This is a genomic window from Humibacillus xanthopallidus, from assembly GCF_044793955.1.
GTDB classification, from domain to species: Bacteria; Actinomycetota; Actinomycetes; order Actinomycetales; family Dermatophilaceae; genus Humibacillus; species Humibacillus xanthopallidus_C.
On sequence record NZ_CP084995.1, the window covers coordinates 156700 to 170233 of the forward strand.

Sequence of the window (13534 nt, forward strand, 5' to 3'; positions counted from 1 at the left end):
AGGAAGTGGCCTCTCGACCCGGGGGGAGCGACAGGAAGTGGCCTCTCGACTTGGTCAGGCAGCGGCGAGGCGGCGGCGCAGCTCGGCGGCGAAGGCGTCGACGTCGGCCTCCGTCGTGTCCCACGCGCACATCCAGCGCACCTCGCCGGTGGCGGGGTTCCAGTCGTAGAAACGGAAGCTCTCGCGCAGCGCCTCGGCGACGCCTCGGTCGATCACGGCGAAGACGGCGTTGGCCTGCACGGCCTGGGTGATGCGCACCCCGTCGACACCGTTGACGGCCGCGGCGAGACGGGCCGCCATCGCGTTGGCGTGCCCGGCCGAGCGCAGCCACAGGTCGCTCCCGTAGAGCGCGAGCAGCTGCGCCGACACGAAGCGCATCTTGGAGGCGAGCTGCATCGACAGCTTGCGCAGGTGCACCAAGCCGAGCGAAGGGTCGGCGGCCAGCTCGGGATTCACGACGACCACGGCCTCGGCCGCGAGCGCCCCGTTCTTCGTGCCGCCGAGGCTCAGCACGTCGACGCCGGCATCGCCGGTGAAGGCGGACAGGTCGGTGCCGAGCGTCGCGGCGGCGTTGGAGATGCGAGCGCCGTCGAGGTGGACGCGCATGCCGAGCGCGTGGGCGTGGTCGCTGATCGCGCGCACCTCGTCGGGGGTGTAGCAGGTGCCGAGCTCGGTCGTCTGCGTGATCGACACGACGAGCGGCTGGGCGCGGTGCTCGTCGCCGAAGCCCCAGGCCTGCCGGTCGATGAGCTCGGGCGTGAGCTTGCCGTCGGGCGTCGGCACGGTGAGCAGCTTGATGCTGCCCATCCGCTCCGGCGCACCGCCCTCGTCGGTGTGGATGTGCGCGGTCTCGGCGCAGACGACGGCCCCCCACCGGGGGAGCAGCGCCTGAAGCGCGACGACGTTGGCGCCGGTGCCGTTGAAGACCGGCCACGTCACCGCGCCGGCACCCACGTGGCCGGCGACGACCTCCTGCAGCTGCGCGGTGTAGGCGTCCTCGCCATAGGCGATGTCGTGGCCGCCGTTGGCCTCGGCGAGGGCAGTGAGCACCTCGGGGTGCAGGCCCGCGTAGTTGTCGGACGCGAAGCCGCGCCACGTCGGGTCGTGCAGCGTGCTCACGGTGTCCTCACTCGGTCGGTCGTCTGGCTGTCAGGCGGTCCGGCCACGGCGTCGCGGCGCGCGGATCGCTCTCTCGATTGGGGATGGGGTGTGGGGGATGGGGTGTGGGGGATGGGGCGTGTTGGGGTCTGTCAGGGTCGGTCAGGGGCGGGCGGCAAGGTCGACCCGTGAGCCGTTGAGGCCCTCGGCGTCGGCGTCGAGCAGCCCGACGAGCCAGTCGGCCACCTCGGCCGGCGCGGTCGCCGTGCGCCCCTCGCCGATCCACTTCACCACACCGATCACGGCTGCGGAGCCCGGGGTCGCATCCTCGGCGCCGAACGAGTCGGCCAGGGCGGTGACCCACGTCTCCGCCGCCGCCTTGGCGCTCGCGTAGGCGGCGTTGCCGGCGGTCGGCTTCGCAGCCGCCTCCGCACTGACGATGGCGACCCGGCCACGACCCGACGCGAGCAGCGCGTCGTGCAGGGCGAGCGTCGTGTGGCGCAGCGTGTCGACGAGGTTGCCCGAGAGCCAGCGCCAGTCGTCGTCGGTTGACGCCGTGAAGCTCGTGCCCCCGCGCCAGCCACCGACGAGGTGGAAGAGACCGTCGACGCGCCCGTATGCCGTCACGACCTCCTCGGCGAGCGAGCGCACCGCCTCGCCGTCGATCAGGTCGCAGACCCGCGTGTCGAGCCGGGCGGCCATGTCGCCGTCTCGGTCGCCGTCTCGGTCGTCGAGTCCGGCCGTGAGCGCGTCCGAGAGCTCACGCAGCGACTCGGGGTCGCGTCCGACAGCGACGACCCGCTCGCCGCGGGCGAGCAGCGCGGCGCACGTGGCGCGTCCGGTAGCTCCGGTCGCGCCGGTCACGACGACGACGCGCTGACCCGGCCGGACGGCATACGTGCTCATGCGGACGCGGCCGTGATGCCGGCGGTCGACTCGATGACGCCCTTCATCTTCTTGGCGAGGGCTTCGTAGAACATCGAGAGCGGGAACTCGTCGGGCAGCACCGCGTCGGTGAGGCCCTTGGGCGGGCCGTCGAGCGGCAGGGCGCTGAGGTCGCCGGCGAGGTGCCGGGCCCAGGCCGAGAGCGGGTGCGGCGTCAGCACCGACGCGATGAGCGCGTAGGCGGCGAGCCAGTGCGCCGTCTTGGGCCGGTCGATCGAGCGCCAGTAGAGCTCCTCGACCGCCCGACCCAGCTCGAGCACCGGCTCGGCCACGTCGGCCCAGTCGATCGAGAGCCGGTTGTCGGTCCAGTGCAGGACGCCACGCTGGTGCAGCCACGCGAAGAGCAGCTGCCCGCCGAGCCCGTCGTAGTTGCGGGTGCGGTCACCCGTGATCGCGAAGCGGAAGATGCGGTCGAACAGGACGGCATACTGCACCGACCGAGCGTAGGGGTGGCCGTCGGCCTCGAGCGCGACCGCCTCGCGGAAGGCCGTGAGGTCGCAGCGCAGCTCCTCGAGGGAGTAGAGGAAGTAGGGCATGCGCTGCTTGATCATGAACGGGTCGAAGGGCAGGTCGCCGTGCATGTGGGTGCGGTCGTGGATGAGGTCCCACATGACGAAGGCGCGCTCGGCGAGCTCTTGGTCGGCGATGAGGCGGGCGGCGTCTGGCGGGAGCGAGAGGCGCGTGACCGCGGCCGCCTCGGTGACGACGCGGCGGAAGCGGGCCGCCTCGCGGTCGGCGAAGATGCCGCCCCACGTGAAGGCCGGCACCTCGCGCATCGCGACGGTCTCGGGGAAGAGCACGGCCGAGTTGGTGTCGTAGCCCGCCGTGAAGTCGAGGAAGCGGATCGGCAGGAAGAGCTTGTTGGAGTAGTGGCCCGCCTCGAGGTCGGCGACGAAGTCGGGCCAGATCACCTCGAGGAGCACGGCCTCGACCTGGCGGCCGGGGTTGCCGTTCTGGGTGTACATCGGGAAGACGACGAGGTGCGGCAGGCCGTCGACGCGGTGCTGCGCCGGCGCGAAGGCGACGATGGAGTCGTAGAAGTCGGGGACCTCGAAGCCGCCGTCGGCCCAGCGGCCGAAGTCCTTGACGAGCGCCTCGAGGTAGTCGGCGTCGTGCGGCAGCGAGGGGGCCAAGGCCTCGATGCCGGCGACGATGCGGCCGACGTGAGCGGCGGCACTCGCGTGGTCGGCCGTCTCGGGCACCGACCCGTCGACGGCCTGGAGGTCGCGCAGGCTGGTGACGGCAGCCTTGAGGTCGGTCCACGCCGGGGTCTGCACGAGCGGGTGCACCGTCACGGCCTGGCGACGGGTGGGGCGGGCGGCGACGTGGCAGACGGCGTTGTGCACGAGCTCGGCGAAGCTGCGCGCCGCCGGGTCGCCGTCCGCCGGGGCAAAGGGCAGCGCCACGGAGCGACCCGTGTGCCGGCCGGTGACAACGACACCCTCGGCGGGGGTCAGGAGCGAGCGGTCGACGCGCGCGTAGAGGTCCTCCGCCGGGTCGATCTCGCTCGCGGGCTCACTCCCCAGCTCGCCACCGCGGTCGCGGGCCTCCGGTGAGGGCGTGACGGCGCCCCGGAGGTCGACGACCACGTCGACATCCTGGGGCACGTCGAGCACGACGCAACCGCGGTGCGCGAGCGCCTCGGCCAGGCTGGGGGTGGTCGAGCGGACCGAGACGGTCGGGAAGATGCCCATCACGTCGTCCTCCTGTCAGGAATATCAGGCGTGCGAATGCACTCCCACAGAAGAATCTACGGGCCAATGGTGGTTGGACGCCAATTCGTTGCGTCTGGCTGCCGATGGGACGCAGAAAGGGTGGTCGCCCCCAGGGGGCGACCACCCTCGCGCTGCTCCCGACGGTCAGGCCGGGAGGTGTGTCACGTGGCCGAGGCCGACTTCTGCAGCTCGGCGTTGGTCTTGCACTTCTTGCCCATCGCGTCGAGCTTGTCGCCGGCGGCGGAGACGACCTGGCGCTGGCCGTGCCAGTCGCTCTGGAAGCGCTCGGCGTCGGTGCCGCCCCAGTTGCTCTTGATCTGCGAGACGGCGCTGTTGACGGCCTCGACGATGCCGTCGAGCTCGCCCTTGTAGCCGACGAGCTTGTCTCCGGAGGCCGACACCGCTTCGGCGTTCATGCCCTTCTTGTACACAGCCATGGTGGTTCCCTTCAGAAGTCTGCGGTCGTGATGGTGGTGAGAGCGATCAGTACTGCGAGGAGGTCTCGCGCTGCTGCTGGACCTCGTGGTCGATCGTCGTCTTCATCTCGGTGAGCAGCTTCTGGGCCTTCTGGAGCTCCGGACGGTGGGTCCCGGTCCACTCCTGCTCGAACTGCCTGGAGTCGTCACCCTGCCAGTTCTGCTTGAGCGACTCGACCTCCTGGTCGACCTGCGTGATGAGCTTCTGGATCGCCTCGGCCTGCTGCTGCAGGACGTTCCCCTGGGCGTTGACCTCATCGTCGTTCATACCGAGCCAAGCCATGACTTCTCCTTCTCGTGCGTCTTCGTGCGTGCCCGACTGGTGCCGGATGGTCTCGGACCAGCCGCGGTGGCCGTCCCCTGGTGCAACAGTGACGACCGTAGGCGACCCCCGCAGGGGTGTCGATGGGGAGCACTCCCCATGCCCACGTCGAGAGGCCACCCCTGGTCGCCTCCCTCACGTCGAGAGGCCACCCCTGGTCGCCTCCCCCACGTCGAGTGGCCACCCCTGGTCGCCTCCCCCACGTCGAGTGGCCAGTTTTGGTCGCTGACCACGTGTGGCCACTCGACTCGCACGGGCGGCAGATTGTGGCCACTCGACTCGCACGGGCGGCACACTCTGGCCACTCGACGTGGACGGGGCGGCAGATTGTGGCCACTCGACTTCAGGGGAGGGCGATCTGGATCAGCTCGAACTTGCCCTTCTCGATGACGAAGCCGCGGCCCGGCGGCAGCTCGGCCCGGTTGAGGGCGGGCAGGTTGGCCTTGAAGACCGAGAGTCCCTCGTTGCCGTCGGGGTGCAGGGCCAGGCCCGAGCGCGACGTCTTGAGCAGCGACTGCAGGCCGTAGTTGGTCGTGAAGAAGCCCGACTCCCCCTCGGCCACGACGAGCTGGTCGTTGTCGACGCAGGCCTTGACGAGCGCGGTCAGCGCGCTCTCGACGCCGGCCGGGGCGAGGTCGTCCACGCGCTCGACGAAGACCGCGACGGGCCGGGTGATGCGCCCCGCCTCGATATCGGACGCGAGCCGCGTGGCCAGCGCCGTGGCCGCCTCGCCGCCGACGGCCGTCTCGGCCCACACCCCGAGGTCGAGCAGCTCGGACTGCCGCCGCGGCGTCATGAGGTGCAGCTCGGAGGCCGAGCTGAAGCGGTGGAGGGCGGCCGCCGTCGCCGCGAGCGCCGTCGTGCGACCGGAGCCCGAGGGCCCGGTGATGATGAAGGTGCCCTTGGGGTCGAAGCCGTGCGGCTCGAGCGACGACGAGGCGACACCGATGACCGGTCGCCCGCCCGACTCGGAGGGGAGGTCGCCGAGCGGGATGACCTCGGCGAGGCTCTCGATGGGCGGGGCCTCGGGGACACCGGCCTTGCGCGTGGCGTCGGCGAAGGCCACGACCGCTGCCGCCTGCACGGTGACGTCGGTCGACCCGCCGAGCACCGCGACCTGCACCTCCTGCCCGGCCATCAGGCCGCGTCCGGGAGGGGAGGCCATCGTCAGGACGTCGCCGGGCACCCCGAAGACGGAGTAGTCGTCGGAGCTGCTCATGCGCAGGATGAGCCGGCCCTGCACCGCCGCAGCGAGGTTGGTCGGCAGGCCGGTGCGCTGGTCGGAGGCGATGATGAAGTGCACGCCGACGGGCCGCCCGTCGGCCGCCAGACCCGCGAGCAGGTCGAGCCACTGGAAGCGGCCACCGACCTCGTAGGCCTGACGGAAGGCCGTCATGCCGTCGATGAGCACGATGACGCGCGGCTCCTCCGGCCGGCCCGCGATGCGCCGGTAGTCGGTGATGGTCGACGCGCTGACCGACGAGTAGCGCGAGGCCCGCTCGTCGATCGTGGCCCGCAACCGGCGCAGCAACCGGGTCACCCGCTCGTGGTCACCGCCCGGCACGATGGAGCCGACGTGCGGCAGGGCCTCGAGCATCGACAGGCCCCGGTTGCCGAAGTCGAGACCGTAGACCTGGCACGGGCCGCCGCGCACGGTGTAGCCGGCGGCCACCGCGATGGTGCGCAGGAAGACCGACTTGCCGGACCCCGACGTGCCGTAGACCGCCATGTTGCCCTCCTTGTCGGGGCGGAAGGCGATCTCGGGCTGGGCCTGGCGGTCGGGGTCGTCGGCAACGCCGAAGACGAGCTCGTCGTCGCGCCGCTGCGTCGGCAGCGTGGCGAGGTCGTAGACGGGTCGCATGTCGGGCAGCCACGGCTTGCGCGGCTTGGGCAGCTGGGCGACCTTGGCCGCCCGGCCCAGGGTGGCGACGAGTCGCTGGATGTCGGTCGGGCCGAGGTCGGCCGTGTCGTCCCCCTCGGCGCCGTCGTCACGGGCGGGCTCCCACTCGATGCCGGACCCGAAGGTCAGCGTCTCGACCTTCATGTCGGGAGGCGGTGGCACGTCGGAGGTCCACCCACCGGCATACCCCGTCTGGAAGGGGACGAGCCGGCCCGGGCCCGTCTTGGAGACCGCGCGACCCGGCAGGGCGGGGTCGAAGAAGGCCGCCTCCTTGGAGCCGAGCACGTCGTCGGAGTCGTTCTCGTCGGCCATCCGCAGCGCCATGCGCAGGTTGGTGTTGGCGCGCAGGTTGTCCTTGATGACGCCCGCAGGCCGTTGCGTCGCGAGGATGAGGTGCAGCCCGAGCGAGCGCCCGCGCTGGGCGACGTTGACGACTCCGTCGACGAACTCCGGCACCTCCTGCACCAGCGCGGCGAACTCGTCGACGACGATGATGAGCGACGGCGGGGCATCGACCTCGCCCCGGCGCTCGAGCTCGACGAGGTCCTTGGCCTTGTGGCGGGCAAGCAGGTGCTCGCGGTGGTGCAGCTCGGCGGCGAGTGACGCGAGGGCGCGGCGCACGAGGTGCGGCGAGAGGTCGGTCACGAGGCCGACCGTGTGCGGCAGCTTGACGCAGTCGCGGAAGGCCGAGCCACCCTTGTAGTCGACGAGCAGGAAGGTGACGCGCTGCGGCGAGTGCGCCGCCGCCATGCCGAGGATCCAGGCCTGGAGCAGCTCGGACTTGCCGGCGCCCGTCGTGCCGCCGACGAGGGCGTGCGGGCCGTCGCTGCGGATGTCGACCGAGAACGTGCCCTGGCTCGACTGGCCGACGACCGCGCGCAGGTTGCCGGGCTTGCGGGGCAGCACCGCCGGCGCATACGGACCGGTGAGGACCGAGCGCGACTCGACCCACTTCTCGACGACCGCCTCCTCGGAGCTCGCGAGGTCGGTGCCGGTCAGCGTCAGCAACGAGACGGCGCGGGGCAGGTCGCTCGCGTCGTCGACCGGAACCCCGGCGTCGACGACGGGAGCGAGCTGCCGGGCCGCGGCCATCGCCTCGGGGGCGCTCACATGGTCGACGGCAACGGGCTGCACCTGCTCGCCCACCTGGACGTAGCCCGCGAGGGAGCTGAGGTCGTCGCCGACGACGAGGAAGGTGTGGCACGCCGCGGGCAGGAGGGTCTGGGTGTCGGCGACCCACACGACGACGACCCCGTGGCGGTGGCCGCGCTCGGCGATGGCGACGAGGCGGCTGCGGTCGATCGGCGCGTCGCTCTCGACGAGCACGAGCACGGTGGGACGGTCGGCGACCGCCGACCCCGGGGCGCTCGGCGAGGCCGCGCCACCAGACCCACCGGACCCCCCGGACCCACCCGCGCCGCCCTTGGCGGCGACGAGGTCTTCGAGGGCGTCGGCGAGCGCCGAGCACGCCGGTGCGCTGGCCGCGAGGTGCCCGACCTCGATCGGGCTGTGCGGCGAGGTGGTGTGCGGCAGCCACTTGAGGAAGTCCCAGTCCGCGGCCGACGAGCCCGAGGCGAAGGAGCAGACGACGAGCTCGGCGGGCGAGTGCAGCGCGGTCGCCTGGGTGATCAGCGAGCGGGCGGCACCGAGGGCTCCCCCGCGGGGTCCGCAGACGCCGACCGCACCGTCGGCGAGCGGCGTCGCGACGACCGGCACGTCGGGCACGACCTCGAGGCCGTGCAGCTGCTCCGAGACCTCGATCCACGCCTCGGCCTTGGAGCGCCCGACCATGGGCATGCGGATCGACGAGCGCGACGGGCGGGTGCCCAGCCCGAGCCGCAGCTCGCCGTAGCCCGGCACGTCGCGGCGTCGGGTCCACAGCAGCGCACTGCGGTCGCGCACGGCGGTCAGGCACTGCTCACCGCTCGGGTGCTCGCCGCGGCGCACGTCGCCTTCGCGGTCGAGCGCGCCGCGGATGCGAGCGGAGAGGATCGCAAGATCCTCGCGGAAGTCCTCCATCGCCTGGACGAAGTCCTTCTTCTGCTGGCGGCGCGCCTCCCAGTAGGTGCCCGCCATCATGACCGGCATCATCAGCATGAAGATGATCGAGAAGGGGCTCCTGGTGATCGCGAAGAGCACGGCACCCATGAGCAGCGGCACGACCATCGCGACGAGCGGCATCGGCGTCGGACGGCCACGCTCGGGCAGGTCGGGCACCTGGAACTCCTGGCCCGCATAGAGCGGTGCCACGCGCGGGGACCGCGAGAACGCCACGACGCCGGCGTCGCCGGACAGCACGCCGCTACCGGGACGGGTGAGGACGCCGTCGCCCTGCAGGTGCACCTCGAGCTCGGTGTCGCCGAGGCGCACGACGTCGCCGCTCTTGAGGTGGGCCCGGGTGACCTGCTGCCCCCCCGCGGTGATGCCGTTGGCCGACCCGAGGTCGACGACCTCGACGACCTCGGAGATGACGAGCTTGGCGTGGCGCCGCGAGACCGACTCGTCGTGCAGCTGCACCTCGCAGCCGCGTCCACGGCCGATGTATGCCGTGCCGCGGGCGAGCGGGACCTGCTGGCCGGCGTCGGGGCCCGACCGGATCACGGCCACGGCCGCGGGGCGGCCGCGGTCGACGAAGCCCTCCCCGGCCCGGCTGACGGTGACGCGCATGCCGGACTGCAGGCCGCTCTCGGCGACGGTGGCCCGCGGGTCGAGGGCGCGCAGGTCCTGGTCGACGAGGGCCAGCGTCATCGACGCATCCGCTCCCCCACGGCCGAGTGCGCTCGACCGGTGCGGGTCGGACGCGGCGAGATGGGCGGCGAGGTCACCGACCGTCGTGGCCGAGTCGGTGGTCGCGACGAGGTCGGTCTCGCGGTCCCCGGACCTGAGGACGAACTTGAGCTTCACGGCTCACCCTTCTGCCCACGTCGACGCCTCTGGGCGGTGGGGGCGGTCGTGCCGATGCCGGCCTTGGTGTCCTTGCCCCGCCGTGGCGTGGCCGACCCTTGGCTGCGCGACGACCCCTGGCTGCGCGACGACCCCTGGCTGCGCGACGTGCGCCGCAGCGCCGGAGCGAGGCCGGCCCCGTCGGGCAGGTGGTCGCGGAAGGTGCGCAGCGACACGTCGCCTCGCACCTTCTGCCAGAAGCCCTGCTCGCCGCGGATGCGCCGGCGAGCGGTCTCGACGTCGGCCCAGAAGGCCTCGACCTCGTCGGGGGTCGGCTCGTCGAGGTCGAAGACGTGGCCGTTGGCCGACGCCGCGAGGGGCACGAGCCCGAGCTCACGTGCCGGTCGAGTGCCCACTTTCCCCTCGACCAGGGACAGTGGCGTGGGCTCAGAACTGGGGGGAAAGTGGGCACTCGACGGGACGGGGGCGCCCATGAGGGCGCCGTCGACGACGGGGCTCGGCTTCACGGGCGGTGGACCGAAGACGTGCTCCTCGAGGGCACGGGCCTGCTCGAGCCGGGTCCCCTTGACGGGCAAGGGCATCCGCAGGTCGCGCGCGGTGTCGACGAGCTCACGCCACCCGCCGGTGACCTGGCTCGCCGTGGCGCCGCGCGAGCGCCGGCGACGCCGGCGCAGCCACTTGGCGAAGCGGATCGACCCGTAGACGAGCAGCAGCACGAGGAGCGGGAGCACGACGAAGAAGAGCAGGTAGCGCAGCCAGTCGGGCCAGGTGCTCGGGTCGAGCGGGTTCTGGTCGTCCTTGGGCGGGTTCTTCAGCTGGGTCGCGTTCTGCGCCTGGTCGGGGCCCTGGAGCACGCTCGGCGGGTTGTTGGCCGCGGGCGGGGGCACCTGGGCGCCGGTCTTCTTCTCCTCCGACTTCGTGAGCAGCTGCTGCGGCTTCTTGTTGCGGTCGGGCAGGAAGGCCGTCTGGAGCACCGGCTGCCAGGCGCCGTCGGACGTGCGCACCTCGACCCACGCGTGCACGTCCTTGCCCTTGACCGTGCCGTCCTGCGCCGGCATGGCGCCGACGACGACGCGGGTCGGGATGCCGAGGCGGTTGGCGGCGAGGGCGAGCGCCGACGCGTACTGCTCGTCGTTGCCGGCGAGCTGGGTCGACTTCATGAAGCGCTGGAGCCGGGCGAGGCCGTGGCCCGGGAGGAAGGTGTTCTGGTAGTCGCCCGGGGCGCCGCCGTCGGTGTAGGCGCCGTCCTGCAGGGCGCGGGCCATCGCGGCGAACTTCTCCCACTGGCCGTCGACGCGGTCGGTCCACGCGCCGACCTTGTCGTCGAGGAAGCCGAGGGCGCCGGGGTCGACGTCGACCTGGCCGTCGTCGACGTCGAGCTCCTTGGGCAGCGTCTTGGCGGGTGCGGCGACGCGGGCCGTGACGGTGTAGGAGTCGCCGCCGGCGAGCCGGGTCGGCAGCACGCCCGTGTCGGTGTCGACGTTGAAGCGCAGCTCGTCGGCGAGCGTGTCGCCGCGCGGCCCGCCGAAGTCGAGGCCGGTGACGGTGCCGAAGGTCGGCAGCCAGACGTCGCGGTAGCCGTCGGCCGGGACCGTGACCGTCGCGGTGACCTCCTGGCCGGCGCCCTCCGACGCGATGTGGCTGCCGACCTTGCGGAAGCTCGAGCCGGAGGCGGCGTCGTCGCCCTCCCCGCGGCTCGCGGCGTTGCCCGCGCCCCAGACGAGGTTGTCGTAGGAGTCGAGGGCCGCGAAGCGCACGGGCACCCCGGCCGGCAGGCCCTCGACGCGCAGCAGCGTCCGGTCCCACAGCTTGGCCGGGTTGGGCTCGGTGTACTGCCGGAAGCCCGCCAGCGGGCTGGCGAACTGGGTGACGTCGATGGGCGGCGTCAGCGCGGTGCGGAAGACGGTGCGCTGGGTGTCGTCGGCACCGGGCAGGTGCGGGCCGATGAGGAAGCCGCCGAGGGTCGCTGCCGCGAGCAGGGCTGCGGTCGTGACGGCGCGCGTCGTGCGCCCGGCGCCGTTCTGCAGGGCCGGGCGGTTGCGGTTGCTGCGCACCGCCGCCCACCCGATGGCCGCGAGCGCGAAGACCGCGCCCTGCAGGAGCACCGCGGCCGGGGTGAGGGTGCCGAGCACGATCGAGGCGACGAGCAGGGCGACGGGGGCCATGAGCGCGACGACGGATCCGCTCCACCGGCGGGCGACGGCATACGTCACGGCGGAGCCGACGAGCCCGAAGAGGAAGGCGAGCGCCATGTAGGGGCCCTCGGAGTCGACGGGCGTGAGCGCGGTGAGCAGCTCCTTCCAGCCGGGCACCGCCATGTGCACGAGCGTCGCGAAGGTCGCGACCGACGGCAGCACGCCGGCGATGAGGTCCTCGCGCACCGCGATGGGCCCGCCGAGCAGCAGGTATGCCGCCGCGACGGCCACCAGCGTCACCACCCCGGGTGCCCGGTAGGTCGCGGTCACGTGGCTGATGAGCAGGCCGACGACCAGGCCCGCGAGCCCGACCCAGAGCCAGCCGAGCCCGAAGAAGGTCGTGCGGAAGCCGACCAGCGCCAGCGCGACGAGCGCGACGGTGAAACCGGCGTCGACGAGCTGAGTGGTGGTGGGGCGCAGGCGAGCGAGCTGGGTGAGCGCTCGCTCGCGGAAGGTCGGCGGCGTGTCGAACACCGAGGGCGGCGGGGCGGGGATCGAGCCGGGCGAGCTCGTCGGTGACGTCATCGGGCCACCCCCGCGACGAGGAGGGTGCGCAGCTGCTCGAGCCGCCCGACGGTGAGGATCGTGAGACCGCCGCCGTGGCGGATGCCGTGCTCCGCGCCGGGGTCGACGACGATGACGACCTTGCTCACCTCGGGGGCGAACTGGCCGGCGGCCCGCTGCAGGTCGAGCAGCGGGCGGTGCGGACCCGTGACGAGGAAGACGGTGCTCGTGTCGGGGGCGAGATCGACGGCGTCGAGCGAGGTCGTCAGCAGGTCGACGGGCCCGGGCACGACGCGAGCCATCGCGTCGAGGGCGACCTGGGGGCCGGTCTTGCTGACCTTCTGGTCACGGCACACGAGGGTGGCGTCCTGCTCGTCGAGCAGCACGCGGACCATGATCGAGCTGCCCACCGAGATGGCGGTCTCGACATCGGCCTCGATTGCGGTCGGGGCGTTGGCCGACAGCACGTCGCGCGGGGCCTCGTGGTCGGTGCGGCCGGTCTTGCCGCGGCCGGAGCGGTACTGCTCCGGGTCGGGGTCGACGATGACCGTCACGTGCGACCGGCGGGTGTCGAGGAACTGGCGCACGAGCAGCTTGCCCGCCTTGGCGGAGCTGCGCCAGTGGATGTAGCGACGGTCGTCACCCGGCTGGTACTCCCGCAGTGCGTGGAAGGCGAGGTCGCTCATCGAGACGTCCTCGGTGGTGCTGCCCTCGAGGTCGCGCAGCAGCCCCGCGCCGAGCGACTCGAGCGCGACGGTGCGCGGGTGGACGAAGAGCTCCGTGCGCTCGGTCCACGTCAGGGTGCGGCGCATGAGGCCGAGCGGGTCGCCCTGCACCGTCGTCGCGGGTCCGACCTGGATGACGCCGCGGCGCGAGGTCGGCACGACGAAGAGCTCCTCGTGCGCGTCGCCCGGGGTGAGCGGCGGCAGCACGAAGCGCGCGGCCGAGAGCCCGACGGGCAGCTCGACGAGGATCGGCAGCATCGGGGTGCGCGCCTCGTTGGTGACGACGATGCGACCGGTGGCGGGCTCGCCGACGACGACCCGTCGCGGGTCGACCTCGGCGAGGATGCTGACCCGCGTGCGCCCGACGGCGAGGACGAAGCAGATGGCGACGAGCACGAGGGCTGCCGCGGCGACCATGAGCAGCTCGGTCCACCCCCACCGTGCACCGACGGCCCAGCAGACGACCCCGAGCGCGAGGATCGTCCAGCCGAGCGGCGAGATCCAGCGCACCACCCCGGCGACCGGGCGCCACACTCCCTCGGACGCCTGCGCGACGTGGCCGATCGAGCGGGTCAGCGGCTGGGTCACCTGACGGATGCCGCGGCTCGTCGACGACGCGAGGTCGGCGACGACCGCGCGCGGGCCGGTGGAGCCCGCTCCGCCGGCGGACGTCGGGGTCGCCGACGACCGCGGCGTCGGCGCGGGGGTCTGCTCCTGCTGCAGCGTCATTCGCTGTCCTTCACACGTGCG

At 72.7% G+C, this 13534-nt stretch carries 8 protein-coding genes; all 8 read right to left on the reverse strand.

Features of this window, described 5'->3' with window-relative positions; all coding sequences use genetic code 11:
* Positions 1-54 precede the first annotated feature (54 nt).
* The 8 genes from LG278_RS00725 to LG278_RS00760 all read right to left on the reverse strand — a co-directional run bounded on the left by LG278_RS00725 (position 55) and on the right by LG278_RS00760 (position 13513).
* Positions 55-1119, reverse strand: coding sequence for a threonine aldolase family protein (locus LG278_RS00725; RefSeq protein ID WP_404389944.1), 1065 nt, complete (start codon positions 1117-1119; stop codon positions 55-57).
* Between the two features lie 141 nt (positions 1120-1260).
* Positions 1261-2004 (reverse strand): SDR family NAD(P)-dependent oxidoreductase, encoded by a 744-nt coding sequence (locus tag LG278_RS00730; protein WP_404389946.1) that lies wholly within the window; start codon positions 2002-2004, stop codon positions 1261-1263.
* Positions 2001-3338 (reverse strand): DUF6421 family protein, encoded by a 1338-nt coding sequence (locus LG278_RS00735; RefSeq protein ID WP_404393493.1) that lies wholly within the window; start codon positions 3336-3338, stop codon positions 2001-2003. The genes LG278_RS00730 and LG278_RS00735 overlap by 4 nt, the downstream gene beginning before the upstream one ends.
* 581 nt (positions 3339-3919) lie before the next feature.
* Positions 3920-4195, reverse strand: a complete 276-nt coding sequence (locus LG278_RS00740; protein ID WP_404389948.1) for a WXG100 family type VII secretion target — start codon at positions 4193-4195, stop codon at positions 3920-3922.
* Positions 4196-4241: 46 nt separating this feature from the next.
* The gene (locus LG278_RS00745) at positions 4242-4517 is read right to left on the reverse strand and encodes a WXG100 family type VII secretion target (protein ID WP_404389950.1); all 276 of its coding nucleotides are present in this window, start codon (positions 4515-4517) and stop codon (positions 4242-4244) included.
* A 382-nt stretch (positions 4518-4899) separates the two neighbouring features.
* Positions 4900-9360, reverse strand: a complete 4461-nt coding sequence (locus LG278_RS00750; protein WP_404389952.1) for an FtsK/SpoIIIE domain-containing protein — start codon at positions 9358-9360, stop codon at positions 4900-4902.
* Positions 9357-12080, reverse strand: coding sequence for a transglutaminaseTgpA domain-containing protein (locus LG278_RS00755; RefSeq protein WP_404389954.1), 2724 nt, complete (start codon positions 12078-12080; stop codon positions 9357-9359). Before LG278_RS00755 ends, LG278_RS00750 begins: the two co-directional genes overlap by 4 nt.
* The gene (locus tag LG278_RS00760; RefSeq protein ID WP_404389956.1) at positions 12077-13513 is read right to left on the reverse strand and encodes a DUF58 domain-containing protein; all 1437 of its coding nucleotides are present in this window, start codon (positions 13511-13513) and stop codon (positions 12077-12079) included. Before LG278_RS00760 ends, LG278_RS00755 begins: the two co-directional genes overlap by 4 nt.
* Between the last annotated feature and the right edge of the window lie 21 nt (positions 13514-13534).

Coding starts and splice junctions, on each gene's coding strand:
- LG278_RS00730 (WP_404389946.1), bottom strand. CDS start 2,004: ATGAGCACGTATGCCGTCCGGCCGGGTCAGCGCGTCGTCGTCGTGACC.
- LG278_RS00740 (WP_404389948.1), bottom strand. CDS start 4,195: ATGGCTGTGTACAAGAAGGGCATGAACGCCGAAGCGGTGTCGGCCTCC.
- LG278_RS00745 (WP_404389950.1), bottom strand. CDS start 4,517: ATGGCTTGGCTCGGTATGAACGACGATGAGGTCAACGCCCAGGGGAAC.
- LG278_RS00755 (WP_404389954.1), bottom strand. CDS start 12,080: ATGACGTCACCGACGAGCTCGCCCGGCTCGATCCCCGCCCCGCCGCCC.
- LG278_RS00760 (WP_404389956.1), bottom strand. CDS start 13,513: ATGACGCTGCAGCAGGAGCAGACCCCCGCGCCGACGCCGCGGTCGTCG.